This is a genomic window from Burkholderia sp. AU17457, assembly GCF_002223255.1.
Classification (GTDB): Bacteria; Pseudomonadota; Gammaproteobacteria; order Burkholderiales; family Burkholderiaceae; genus Burkholderia; species Burkholderia sola.
Window position 1 is genome coordinate 1,186,446 of the sequence record NZ_NKFB01000005.1, and the last position, 12,709, is coordinate 1,199,154.

Genomic DNA, 12,709 nt, shown 5'->3' on the forward strand with positions numbered 1-12,709 from the left:
ACGATCTCCAATAATGACCGCTCGATCCATCGGCCGCCAGGCCGGTCCAACAACAACAAAACGCCTATGCATTCCTGCCAAACGAATCAGCATGCCGGCGCACGCGTCGCGGGGACCCTCATTGCCGCCTGCCTGACCGGCTTCGTGCCCGACGTCGCGCTTGCCCAGAGCAGCGTGACGCTGTACGGCCTGATCGACACGTCGATCACCTATTCGACCAACCAGCGCACGCGCGGTGCCGGCTCGCCCGGCAGCGGCGGCGTCGCGATGACGAGCGGCGCATTGAATGCGTCGCGCTGGGGGCTGCGCGGCCGCGAGGATCTCGGCGGCGGAATGGCCGCGGTCTTCGCGCTCGAAAACGGCTTCTCGGGCACCACCGGCAAGCTGTCGCAGAAAGGCGTCGATCTGTTCGGCCGTCAGGCGTGGCTCGGCGTGGAATCCAGGACGGCCGGCACGCTCTCGTTTGGCCGCCAGTACGACCTGATCCTCGATTTCGTGACGCCGCTCGGCGCGTCCGGCCCCGGCTGGGGCGGCAATCTCGCGGTCCACCCGTACGACAACGACGATTCGAACCGCAACCTGCGCATCAACAATGCGGTGAAGTACACGAGCCCGACGGTTCGCGGGCTGACCTTCGGCGCGATGATCGGGTTCTCGAACACGCCCGGCCAGTTCTCCAACAACGCGGTGTGGAGCTCGGGCGTGTCGTACGCGAACGGGCCGCTGAAGCTCGGCGCCGGCTACCTGAAGATCAGCCGCGACCGCAACGCGCCGAACCCGGACGGCGCGCTGAGCACGGTCGACGGCTCGGCGACGATCACGGGCGGCAACCAGCAGATCTGGGCGATGGCCGGCCGTTACGCGTTCGGCCCGCACTCGGTCGGCGCCGCGTGGTCGCACTCGACCACCGACGGCGTGACGGGCGTACTCCAGGGCGGCAACATCGCGCCGCTGAAGGGCGAATCGCTGGTGTTCGACAACTTCTCGATCGACGGACGCTACTTCGTCACGCGCGCGCTGAGCGTCGCCGCCGCGTACACATACACGATGGGCCGCTTCGACACCCGCACGGGCCAGACGCGCCCGAAATGGAACCAGGTCGTCGCACAGGCCGACTATGCGCTGTCGAAGCGCACGGATGCGTATCTCGAAGGCACGTACCAGAGCGTGAGCGGCGGCAACGGCAATCCGGCGTTCAACGCGACGGTCTGGACCATGACGCCTTCCGCGAACAGCAACCAGGCCGTCGTCGCGCTGGGACTGCGACACAAGTTCTGACGATGCGGCGTGGGCGGCGCCGTCACGCGCCATGGCGGGCATCGCGTACCGCACCCCAAGCGCGGAAGCAAGAATGCCTCCCGGCTGTCGCGTTTGCGCAAAAAATGCGGAGAAACTGGGCACGTTGTGACATTTTTCCTAATCTGTTTGCAGCGACACCGCGATCCGGCGTTCCGGCCGCGACATTCTTTCATCTGGCGCACCACCGGCTTACGAACCTGCATCACGGCAACGGAGCCGGACCTTTCGCGCCATGGCGACCGGACGGCTGCGTGCGAATGGCACGCATCCCGCTTTCAACGCAGTCAACCGCTGGAGAAGAACGATGAGCAAAATGAAGCGAATTGCGGTCCTGGCAACTTTCGTCCTGCTGGCCGGTTGCCACCACGCGGCGAAAACGCCCGAGAATGCCGGCGCGGCGCCGACGCCCTCGAGTGAAGCCGTCGCGACGGTAACAGCCGACGATCTGAACAATCCGAACAGCCCGCTCGCCAAGCGCAGCATCTACTTCGACTTCGACCAGTACTCGGTGAAGCCCGAATTCCAGTCGCTGCTGCAGGCGCACGCCGACTACCTGCGCAGCCATCCCGCGCGGCGCGTGCTGATCCAGGGCAACACCGACGAGCGCGGCACGTCCGAATACAACCTCGCGCTCGGCCAGCGCCGCTCGCAGGCCGTGGCGAGCGCGCTTGAAACGCTCGGCGTGCCGGCGACGCAACTCGAGGCCGTCAGCCTCGGCAAGGAAAAGCCGGTCGCGGCCGGCCACGACGAGGAAGCGTGGGCGCAGAACCGCCGCGCCGATCTCGTCTATCGTTGATCCAGGCGCCGCCGCGGCGATACGCAAAAAGCATGGAATAAGCGCCCCGCCGAAACGTCTTGTCATCGCGCAGACGCGCGGTTCACGCGAACCGCCTTTCCTGTGGGCCTGCGCGCTGCAAGGAGATTGCCATGAAATCGGCAACGTTGGCTGCGACGCTGATCGCGGCGCTGGTGCTCGTGCTGTCGGCGGGCTGTACGTCGTCGGGCGGCGGCGTGTCGCAAGGACCGGGCATGAGCCGGTACGGCGGCGCCGGCGGCAGTGGCGGAGGCGGCGGCTACTGACGCGCCGCCGAACTGGCTTGAACGGGCGTCACGTACAAGCGCGGCCGGTGCCCGGCCGCGTCGCGCGCGACGCCCTGCTTCGTTGCCCGATTTATTGCCGCATCGCCTTCACGTCGGCCGGCGTGACACTCGCGGGCTGGCCGCCCCACGTCGCGCGCAGGTAGTTCGCGAGCTGCGCGAGTTCGTCGTCGCTCAGCGTTTTCGCGAAACCCGGCATCGGCTGCAGGTTGTCGAAGCCGGCGAACTTCTGCTCGTCGATGCCGTCGAGCATCGCGACCAGCAGGTTGCGCGAGTCGGGCTGACGCACCGTCGAATTGCCGTTCATCGACACTGCCACGTGCGGCTTGCCTTCGCCGTCGAAGCCGTGACAGCCCGCGCACACCGCGAGGTACACCGAGCGGCCGGCCGCCAGCTGCGCGGCATCGGCCGACACCGGCTTCACCGGTTGCGGCGCGGGCGGCGTATCGCCGAGCAGGTACGTCGACAGGCCGCGCAGGTCGTCCTTGGTCAGGTACTGCGTGCTCAGGTGTACGACCGGATACATCTCGCCGAACGCCGAGCCTTGCGGCGCAATGCCGACGCCGAAGAACGTCTGCAGGTCGCTCCCCGTCCAGCCGCGCGCGGCGAGGCCGGCCGGCGTGATGTCGGGCGCGGCCACGCGGCCGAGCGCGGCGCCCGCAAACGGCTTCGCGCTGTCGAGCTGGCCCGTGAACGCGCGCGGCGTGTGGCATTCCGCGCAGTGGCCGAGCGCGCCCGCGAGATAGCGGCCGCGCTGCCAGTCGGCGGATTGGCCGGCCGACGCATCCGGCAGGCTGTCCTTCAGGAACAGCATGTCCCAGAAGACCATGCCGAAGCGCAGGTTGTACGGGAACGTCAGGTCGTGCGCACGGTTTTCCCGCGCGACCGGTTTGACCGTCATCAGGTACGCGTACATCGCGTCGACGTCGGCCCGCGTGAGCTGCCGATACGACGTGTACGGCATCGACGGATACAGGCGCTTGCCCGGCGCCTTGCCGTCGTGCAGCGCGGCGTAGAAGTCGTCCGCGCTCCAGCCGCCGATCCCGTGATCCTTGTCGGGCGTGATGTTCGAGCCGTAGAACGTGCCGAACGGCGATTCGAGCGCCGCGCCGCCGGCGAACGGTGCGCCGTCCTTCGCGGTGTGGCACGCCGCGCAGTCGGCGGCCTTGACGAGATAGCGGCCGCGCGCGACCACGTCGGCGCCGGGCGCGCCGGACGCCGCGCTCGACGCCGGCGCGTCGTGGCCACCGCAGGCGGCGAGCAGCAGCGCGCAGGCCGCTGCGAGCGCAGGCACGCCCGCAGCCCGCGCGGCACGATGAGCGAGTGTGCGTTTCATGGGGCTTCCTTCACGAGTCCCGGCGTCGTCAGCACCACGTCCTTCACGGCTTCGTAGTAGCGGACATAGCCCGTGCAGCGGCAGAGGTGCGCATCGAGCGCGTCGGTGATCGTGCGTTCCACGTCGGCCTTCGCGATCGGCTCGCGCTTCAGGCGTTCGATCAGCACGGTCGCCGCGTTGACGAAACCCGGTGTGCAGTAGCCGCACTGGAAGCTGAAGTGCTCGAGGAACTTCTGCTGGATCGTCGACAGCTCGACCACCTCGCCGGCTTCGTTGCGCTTCGCGTGGCCTTCGATCGTGCGGATCGAACGGCCGTGGAAGAAGTGCGCGCCGGTGATGCAGGTGCGCATCTCCTCGCTCGTGCCGTCCGGCTTGTCGACGATCACGACGCACGCGTGGCAGACGCCCTGCCCGCAGCCGAGCCGCGAACCGGTGAGGCCCAGGTACTCGTGCAGGAACTCGATCATCATCAGCCCTTCCGGCACCGGCATCGGGCCGACCGACTTGCCGTTGATGTTGACCGACAGCGGCTTCCGCTGGAACCGGACGAGCGGACGCTCGACGGGTGCCGAAGCCGCAGCGGGTGCAGCAGGTGCAGCGGGTATGGATGCCGGAGCGGCCGAAGCCGCATTCGACGCGGACGCGCCGGCGCTCGCGGCCGAAGCCGCGGTTTGGGCGGTCGTCATGCGAGCACCTCCTGAATCTTTTGCGGGGTCACCGGCAGGTCGGTGAAACGATGGCCGATCGCGTGCGCGATGCCGTTCACGATCGCGCCGACGACGGGAATCATCACCACTTCGGCGACGCCCTTCGGCGGATCAGTCTCGGACAGCGGCGGCAGCACGTCGCCCGTTTGCGTCCATACGGCGACGTCGGACGCGCGCGGCAACGGGTAACGGTTGAAATTCCACGTGCCGTTGCCGGGGCCGTCCTCGTAGAGCGGCAGGTACTCGTGCAGCGCATGGCCGATGCCCATCGCGAGACCGCCCTGCAACTGGCCCGACACGAGTTGCGGCGAAATCTGGTTGCCGCATTCCATGATCGAGTGATGCGTGAGCAGTTCGACCTTGCCGGTCGCTTCGTGCACGGCCAGCTCGACGAGCGTGCCCACCGCCGTGTAGTACGTGACGGCCGCGTTGTTGCGGCTCGTCGGCGGGATGAACACGCGCTTGCGATCGAGCACGCGATAGCCGTTCGCGGTCGGCGGCAATGTGCCGCGCAGCGCGGTCGCGCCGGCCGGTGCGGCGGTGCCCGGCAGCGGGCCGTCGTCGCCGGTCTTCGGCGCGCCGACGCGCAGCGACAGCCCGTCGATCGGCAGACGCTCGATTGCGCCACCTATCTCGAATTCGGCGTCGGTCCACTGCCACCGGTTGAACACGTGCACGACGGCGCCGGTCGGCAGGCCGAGCGCATGCGCCTGCTTCGCGAGCTGCTCGAACGTCAGCGGCTCGAGGCCGTCGGCGGTCAGCTTGCCGTCGACCCAGCGTGCATCCTCGATGCGGATCGTGTACGGCGCGGCCTGGCCGCCGCCGAGGCCGCGCGTCCAGATCGACATCGCGGCCGGCCACAGCCCGTAGCGGAACACGGCGCGCGCGGCTTCGCGCGTGCTGTGCGTGAAGTAGTACGCGGAGTTCGTCGCGCTCGACGGCGACGCATAACCGGGCGACCAGCGCGGGTTCGCGCTCAGGCGGTCCTGATCGGCCTGCGACATCAGGTACGGGTCGCCGCTCGTCTCGACCGGCAGGTCCGGCCATTCGGTCAGCGCGACACGCACGTCGGTCGCCGGCCGGCCGAGCCATTTTGCGACCGCGACGGCCTGCGACGTCGACATCCCGGTGCCGATCTCGGCCGCCGTGTGCTGCAGCGACACCTTGCCGTGCTCGTCGAATTCGACCTTCGCGAACGACGCTTCCGCGCCCGTGCCGAAATCCTTCTGCACGCACGCGAAGCCGACGCCGTAGCGCTTGCCCGGATGCGCGGCCTCGAATTCGGCCTTGCGCGCGGCACGGCGCGTCCACAGCGGATGCTGCTTCGCGCGCTCGAGCACTTCGTCGACGCGCAGCGCGCCGGCGGGAATCGCCCCCTGCGTGTTCTTCATCCCCGAACGCAGCGCGTTGCGCAGCCGGAAGTCGATCGGGTCGATGTTCAGTTGCGCGGCGATCTCGTCGACCGCCATCTCGGTCGCGGCCATGCTCTGCAGCGTGCCGTAGCCGCGCGCGGACCCGGCGTCGATCGCGCGCGACGCGATCGCGACGGCCGCGAGGTCGCTCTTCGGGAAGTAGTAGATCGATTGCGCGGCCGTCGCGCCGACCATCGCGACCGACGGCGAGAAGTTCGAGCGACCGCCGCCGTTCGCCTCGAAGTCGCCCTTGAACGACTGCAGCAGGCCCGTGTTGCGGTCGACCGCGATCCGGTAATGCATCTTGAACGCGTGGCGCTTCAGCGACGTCTGGAACTGCTCGTAGCGATCGTTCGCGAAACGCACGGGGCGGCCGTCCGCGTACAGCGCGCAGACGAGGCCGTAGAACGGCACGTTGAAGTGATCCTTCGAGCCGTAGCCGACCGTGTAGCACGGATGCACGAACAGCTTCTTCACCGGGAAGCGGCATTTCGCGACCATCGCGGCCGCGTTCTCCGACACTTCCAGCGGCGACTGGGTCGGCACGACGAGATGCAGCGATTGCGTCGCGGCGTCGTACCAGCAGTTCGCGTTGTCGGGTTCGAGCGCGGCCGTGTCGACCGACTGCGTGTTGTATTCGCGGTCGAACACGAGCCAGTCGGCCGACGGATGGTCGAGTTCGGCGGCGATCTGCCCGGCGAGGAACATGCCCTGCTCGTCGAGCTTGCCGTGCTCCTTGCCGTCCGGCCATACCGGCAGGTGCTTGCGCATCATGCTCGGGAAGATCGGCGCGTCCTTCAGGCTCGAATAGACGTCGTCGTCATAGGCGGTCTTGCCGCCCACGCGCACGTAGCGGAAGGTGCCCCACGGATCGCGCTCGAGCGGGCCCGTGACCGCGCCGTAACGGATCACGTCGTCGCGAAACTTGAGCGCGTTCTTCGCGAAGCGGAAGCGCGCGAAGTCGTGATAGATCAGGATCGCGACCGCATGGCCGAGATACGCGGGCGTCTTGCCGGCCGGCAACAGCATGTCGTCGCCGTAGAACGTCGGGAACGCGACGCCGTCGCGCGCGAGATCGTCGGCCGTGACCACGCGGTCCGGTTTCAGCTCGTCGCCGAGCAGCGACAGGTCGAAGCCTTCGTACGTCCGGTCGGCCTGCGTGACGCGCAGGATCAGCGCGTGCGATTGCTGCTGTGGCCAGTGCGGCATGTCGGCCGCGCGCACGTCGCGGGCGAACACTTTCGAGCCCGTGACCTTCGCGATGCCGTCGATGCGGAATTGGGGGATACCGGTGACGCTATCCCATTTGACGGGCGTGAGGAGTTTTTCTTCGAAGAGCGCCGCGAACGCGCGGCTGCCGATGGGCGCGACATACACCGCGACGCCCGCCAGCACGCTGGCTTTCAGAAAACCCCGCCGTGACAGGCCGTGGTTTTTCATTGGGGGGAAACCTCCTGAGGCGGCTCGGACGGCGATCGGGTGTCGCGGCGTTCGGAGCGGCGCGCATTCTGGCATTGTTTTTGATATATCGCCTATAGTATTTCCCGCATGAAATACTTATTGGAATTCTTATAACGGGTTTCAGCCGGGCTGCGACGGGTGGTCGCGGGGCGATCCGTTGGCCGTTTGCGTGCGGCCGGATGCCGTCGTACATCGTGCCGTTCACAACGCCCCGGCCTTTGCGCCGCCGAATCCGCAAGCCGCTCGCAGCCGGGACTGACGACCGCGCACGGGGCCACGTTCGAGGAAGTCGACGAAAGCGGTTCGACCCAGTCCTGTTCGGCGTGCGGGTCGAAAGACAGCACGACGCGGCCGAAAGGTATCGCGGGACTGCGAGTAAGAGAATGGGCCTGCAGTGACTGTGGTGTCGAGCATGATCGAGATACCAACGCTGCGCTGAACATTCTCCGATGCGGACGTGCATCGCCAGGTGTGGGAATTCTCTCCCTTTGCGGAGAGGAGGACGTCAAGGTAATGTTGTGCGCATCCGGCTCGGCCGGGCTTCCGCCACGTGCCGTGCGGGCGCCGCCAGCCATCGAGACATCGTGTCGAGGTCGACAATCATGGCAGTCAGAGCGTCTCTCCTGAACTCCGTTCTCGCCACTCCCCCCTCCGGCAACCACCGCGTGACGGCCGCGCTGCGTCCGTCGATGCTCGTGACGCTGTTCGAGGACATACGCCCGATGGCGCTGTCCGGGCTCGCGAGCGGCTTCGTCGCGGCCGTCGCGCTGATGCGGCTGCAGCAGCTGTGGTGCCTCGCATGGCTCGTCCTGGACGTCGGCCTGCTCGTTGCGCGCCTGTCGATCGTACGAGCCTACACGGTGCGGCGCGACGCAGGCGACGATCGCACCGAGTACTGGGCGATGCGCTACGCGCCGGTGTCGCTCGTCGCATGCTTCGTGCTCGGCCTGGGCGTGATGGGCTGCGTGCAGGCCGCCGACGTCGAGCTCGGCACGCTGTCCGTGATGGTCGCGGGCGGCGTGTTCGGCGGGATCGCGTCGCGCAATTCGGCGCTGCCGCGGCTCGCGATGACGCAGGTCGTGCTCGGCGTGCTGCCGATCGGCGTCGGCGCGCTGCTGGCGCCGCGAAACGGCGCGTGGCTGCTGGTACCGCCGCTCGTGATCTATCTGGCGGCGATGCGTACGGTCGTGCAGCGTCACTACCGCGTGCTCGTCGCGCTGATCGCCGCACGCCAGCGCAACGCCGAACTCGTCGCACGCTTCGACGCGGCCCTCACCTACATGCCGCACGGCCTGTGCATGATCGACGGCGACAGCCGCGTGATCGTCGCGAACCGGCGCACTGCGCAACTGTTCGGCTCGCCGCGCGAGATCATGCTCGATACGCCGCTGCCGGCCGTGGTCGCCGCGCTCGGCGCGCATGCCGTGACCGATCCCGGCGGCGCCGGCCTCGCCGCGCAGTGCGATGCGTGGCTGAGCCGCGGCGAATCCGCGCCGCTCGACATCGTGCTCGCCGACGGCCGCCAGCTCGAACTGACGCGCCACCGCGTGCCGGACGGCAACGCGGTGATCATCGTCGAGGACGTCACCGCGCGCCGCCAGACCGAACAGCATATCCGGCACCTCGCGCGGCACGACGCGCTGACGGGATTGCCGAACCGCCACGAACTGCATGCGGCGCTCAAGCGGATGCTCGCGCGCCGGCCGCGGCTGCCGAGCCCCGCGCTCGCCGTCATGTATCTCGACCTCGACGGCTTCAAGTCGATCAACGATCGCTTCGGCCACCAGGCCGGCGACGAAGTGCTCATGCAGGTCGCCGAGCGGCTCGGCAAGACGCTGCCGCCGGGCGAGCTCGCCGCACGCATCGGCGGCGACGAATTCATCGTCGCGATCGACGACACGACGATGCACGCATGCTCGATCCTCGCCGCGCGGATCATCCGGCAGATTTCGGCGCCGTACGCGCTGTCGATCGGCGAGACCGTCTGCATCGGGATCAGCATCGGCATCGCGCTCGACGACGGGCACGGCTCGCCCGACGAGTTGATCCAGCAGGCCGACAGCGCGCTGTACGACGCGAAGTCGGCCGGCAAGGGCATCTACTGCTTCTACTCGAGCGGCAGCGGCAGCCGCCGCATGGCGCCGGCCGCCACGACCTGAGCCGCCGACGCGCGCCGCGCATCCGCCCTTTCCCGGCCTGCCGCCGCCGCCCGACGATTCAACTCCGAAACGCTTTGCGGGTTCGCACGGGGCGCTGCGCGTTCGCGTGTCACGTGACGTGTTCCGTAACATCGCCGTCCGGCACGCGGCACGATGACGGCAGAAGCCTGCACGATCGAGGCCGAGAGCGACATTTACCGGCTGGCATTCTTATTGCTCCTTGATGGAGAAAGAACGTTCCAGGGAGCCCAACATGAATACCGTCGACGTCCTCGCACGAACCGACATCATCGACGAACAGGCGGTGATCGACGGCGCATCGCTGATTCGCCGGCTCGTGTCCGACCGCCGGATGCCGGCCGCGTACGAAGCCGCATGCATCGACAATCCGCCGCTCACGCTATACGGCGCGTTTCGCCAGGGTGTCGCCGATCACGCCGCGCGGCGTGCGAATCCGTATCGCGCCGGCAGCCGTTTCTGGGCACTGTGGGAAGAAGGACGTCTCGAAGCCGAAACATCCGGCCGGTAAGCCCGTTGTGCGCGCCGGCCCCGCCGCGACAAGGGACCGGCGCGAAACGCGACGCGCGAATGCGGCCGGCCGGCGCACCGGCATGCGTTCATCGCTGCAACATCGCGCGGTCGCGCGTATCGGGCCGGCTACGCAAGGCACTGCGCCCGGCCGCAGCCGCGCGTATCCGGATTGATCCCGCCCCGCCCGCCGCGCGTTGCCGGTTTCCCCTATAAGATGGCAGATTCCGTTCATCGAACGATACCGCCATGACCGCCTCTTCCTCCCCCCGAAACCCCATCCACTGCGAAATCGATCTCGACGCGCAAGGCAAGCACGCGGGCTACCTGCGGCTGCCGCACTCCGTGCACCGCTCCGCCTACGGCTGGCTGCCGATTCCGATCGCGTCGATCCGCAACGGCGACGGCCCGGTCGCGCTCGTGATGGCCGGCAACCACGGCGACGAGTACGAAGGCCAGATCATCGTGTCGCAACTGATGCGCGAGATCGAACCCGACATGGTCAGCGGCCAGTTGATCCTGCTGCCGATGGCGAATTTCCCGGCGGCGGATGCGGGCCTGCGCGTGTCGCCGCTCGACGAAGGCAACCTGAACCGCAGTTTTCCCGGCGACCCGACCGGCACGCCGACGCAGATGATCGCCCACTACATCGAGCACGCGCTGCTGTCGCGCGCGCAGTACCTGGTCGATCTGCATTCGGGCGGCAGCTCGCTGCTGTACCAGGGCGGCAACATGCTCGCGATCGATCCGCTCGACGCCGACGAAGCCGAGAAGCTCCACGGGCTGCTGGTCGCGTTCGGGTTGCAGAACGCGCTGCTGCACGCGCCGAATCCCGTGCATTCGGCGTCGGCCGCGCGTCGGCAAGGCGCGATCTCGATCGTCACCGAACTCGGCGGCGCCGGCATGGCCGATCCGTCGCTGATCCGGCTCGGCCGCCAGGGGCTGCTGCATTACCTCGGCCATATCGGGCTGCTGCACGGCGCGCTCGTGCCCGACGCGCCGCCGACCGTCACGCGCTTCATGCGCGTCGACGGCGATCGTCATTTCGTCTATGCGTACGAGCGCGGGCTGTATGAACCGCTCGTCGAACTCGGCGACCAGGTGAAAGCCGGGCAGCCGGCCGCGTGGGTGCATTTTCCCGATACGCCGTTGCGTGAACCGGTGCTGCACCGGTTCAACGGCGATGGCGAAGCGGTGTGCAAGCGGGTACCCGCGCAGGTCCAGCGCGGGGATTGTCTGTTTCAGTTGGCGGAGTTGTCGACGCCGCCGCGTGTCGTCGGGTGAGGAAGCCGGCCGACTCTTTCGGTTGAATCCGCCACTCGTTGCGGTCCTTCGGCGCGACCCGGCTTTGGGTATTGCACTCGCCTGTATCGCCGTGGCTCGGTATCGGTCAATTTCCGCCCCGTCGTACCTTTCCCTGCATCGGCGCGCGGCCGTTGACAGACTCGGGCAGGAACCGTCACCGCCCCTGGTGCCGACGTCGAGCGACCGCTCCCGCCCGCCAACTCTCCCCGTCATATAGAATGACGCGCTTTGCCCGTTCTCCCATGTGGTTCAAGAACCTTCAGCTTCATCGTCTTCCGGCCCCTTGGGCCGTCACCCCCGACCAGATGGAAAAATGGCTGGCGCCTCACGCGTTCCAGCCGGGCAGCAGCGTCGAAATGCAGCGCGCCGGATGGGCGTCGCCGCGTGACGACGGCGCGCTCGTGTATTCGAACAACCGGCAGATGCTGCTGCTGTTTCGTGCCGAAAAGAAGCTGCTCCCGGCGTCGGTCGTCAATCAGGTGACCAAGTCGCGCGCGCTCGAAGTCGAGGAGCAGCAGGGCTTCAAGGTCGGCCGGAAGCAACTGCGCGAACTCAAGGAACAGGTGACCGACGAACTGCTGCCGCGCGCGTTCAGCATTCGCCGCGATACCCGCGTGTGGATCGACACGGCGAACGGCTGGCTCGTCATCGATGCGGCGGCCCAGGCGCTTGCCGACGACGTTCGCAGCCTGCTCGTCAAATCGATCGACCAATTGCCGCTCGCCGGCGTTCAGCTGGCGCGCTCGCCGGTCGCCGCGATGACGGACTGGCTGCTGTCCGGCGACGCGCCGGGCGGATTCACCGTCGATCAGGACGCCGAATTGCGCTCGAGCGGCGAAGGCGGCGCCACGGTGCGATACGTCGGCCACGCGCTGGAAGCGAACGACATGCGCCGGCACATCGAATCGGGCAAACAATGCATGCGCCTCGCGATGACCTGGGATGACCGGATCTCGTTCGTGCTGACGCCGTCGCTGACGATCAAGCGCGTCGCGCCGCTCGACGTGATCAAGGAGGCGGCGGATCCGACCGCGCAGAATGACGATGAACGCTTCGATTCGGACTTCACGCTGATGACGGGTGAATTGGCGCGGATGCTGAGCAGTCTTGTCGAGATCCTGGGCGGCGATCGGCAGGACGCGATTCCTCAGGCGGCGGCAGCCTGAATGCCGCCGTCGTCGACGATCATCGCGCCGCGCTGACCCGACAATTCGAGGAGAACCCGTCGCCACGCTGGCGACGGGCCTCGGCCGTGCGCTCGCGCTGCGGGCAAGCCCGCCCCGAATCGACATCACCGGCCGGCCATCGAGACGACAACACCGCGCCAATTCCCGGCGATCAGCCGCGTCCTACACACCTCGAACGGGCACGGCCCCCACCACGCCCGCTCACCCCACCCCACTC

The 12,709-nt window shown here is 67.9% G+C and carries 10 protein-coding genes and 1 pseudogene; 8 read left to right on the top strand and 3 right to left on the bottom strand.

The genetic code is table 11. The annotated features are described in order from the left end of the window. The first annotated feature begins 66 nt into the window (after positions 1 to 66). The 3 genes from CFB49_RS22590 (at position 67) to CFB49_RS36415 (ending at position 2,379) form a co-directional block, all read left to right on the top strand. Entirely contained in the window at positions 67 to 1,278 is a 1,212-nt protein-coding gene (locus tag CFB49_RS22590) for a porin (RefSeq protein WP_089492357.1), read from the top strand. 325 nt (positions 1,279 to 1,603) lie between these two features. Beyond that, the gene (pal, locus tag CFB49_RS22600; protein WP_089436486.1) at positions 1,604 to 2,095 is read left to right on the top strand and encodes a peptidoglycan-associated lipoprotein Pal; all 492 of its coding nucleotides are present in this window, start codon (positions 1,604 to 1,606) and stop codon (positions 2,093 to 2,095) included. A gap of 131 nt (positions 2,096 to 2,226) precedes the next feature. Further along, positions 2,227 to 2,379 (top strand): hypothetical protein, encoded by a 153-nt coding sequence (locus CFB49_RS36415; protein WP_179234933.1) that lies wholly within the window; start codon positions 2,227 to 2,229, stop codon positions 2,377 to 2,379. A 91-nt stretch (positions 2,380 to 2,470) separates the two neighbouring features. On the opposite strand, the gene CFB49_RS22605 is transcribed toward CFB49_RS36415, so the two are convergent. The 3 genes from CFB49_RS22605 to CFB49_RS22615 are packed head-to-tail and all read right to left on the bottom strand — an operon-like array spanning position 2,471 to position 7,292. Next, positions 2,471 to 3,733 carry a cytochrome c gene (locus CFB49_RS22605; RefSeq protein ID WP_089492358.1) on the bottom strand — a complete coding sequence of 421 codons (1,263 nt, stop codon included), beginning with the start codon at positions 3,731 to 3,733 and terminating at the stop codon, positions 2,471 to 2,473. Further along, entirely contained in the window at positions 3,730 to 4,419 is a 690-nt protein-coding gene (locus tag CFB49_RS22610; RefSeq protein ID WP_089492359.1) for a (2Fe-2S)-binding protein, read from the bottom strand. The genes CFB49_RS22605 and CFB49_RS22610 overlap by 4 nt, the downstream gene beginning before the upstream one ends. Beyond that, entirely contained in the window at positions 4,416 to 7,292 is a 2,877-nt protein-coding gene (locus tag CFB49_RS22615) for a xanthine dehydrogenase family protein molybdopterin-binding subunit (protein WP_089492360.1), read from the bottom strand. The genes CFB49_RS22610 and CFB49_RS22615 overlap by 4 nt, the downstream gene beginning before the upstream one ends. Positions 7,293 to 7,574: 282 nt before the next feature. Here CFB49_RS22615 and CFB49_RS22625 point away from each other — a divergent pair. The 5 genes and pseudogenes from CFB49_RS22625 to CFB49_RS22645 form a co-directional block, all read left to right on the top strand. Further along, a pseudogene (locus CFB49_RS22625) lies at positions 7,575 to 7,940 on the top strand (zinc ribbon domain-containing protein); the annotation flags it as partial. Continuing rightward, a complete protein-coding gene (locus CFB49_RS22630) occupies positions 7,916 to 9,472 on the top strand; it encodes a sensor domain-containing diguanylate cyclase (RefSeq protein ID WP_089436490.1) in 1,557 nt (518 codons plus the stop codon). The pseudogene CFB49_RS22625 and the gene CFB49_RS22630, both read left to right, overlap by 25 nt. A gap of 253 nt (positions 9,473 to 9,725) precedes the next feature. Beyond that, a complete protein-coding gene (locus CFB49_RS22635; protein ID WP_069619252.1) occupies positions 9,726 to 10,001 on the top strand; it encodes a hypothetical protein in 276 nt (91 codons plus the stop codon). 248 nt (positions 10,002 to 10,249) lie between these two features. Next, positions 10,250 to 11,284: a succinylglutamate desuccinylase/aspartoacylase family protein gene (locus CFB49_RS22640; protein ID WP_089492361.1), complete on the top strand. Its 1,035-nt coding sequence runs from the start codon at positions 10,250 to 10,252 to the stop codon at positions 11,282 to 11,284. Positions 11,285 to 11,547: 263 nt separating this feature from the next. Beyond that, positions 11,548 to 12,471 (top strand): recombination-associated protein RdgC, encoded by a 924-nt coding sequence (locus tag CFB49_RS22645; protein ID WP_089492362.1) that lies wholly within the window; start codon positions 11,548 to 11,550, stop codon positions 12,469 to 12,471. Positions 12,472 to 12,709 lie beyond the last annotated feature (238 nt).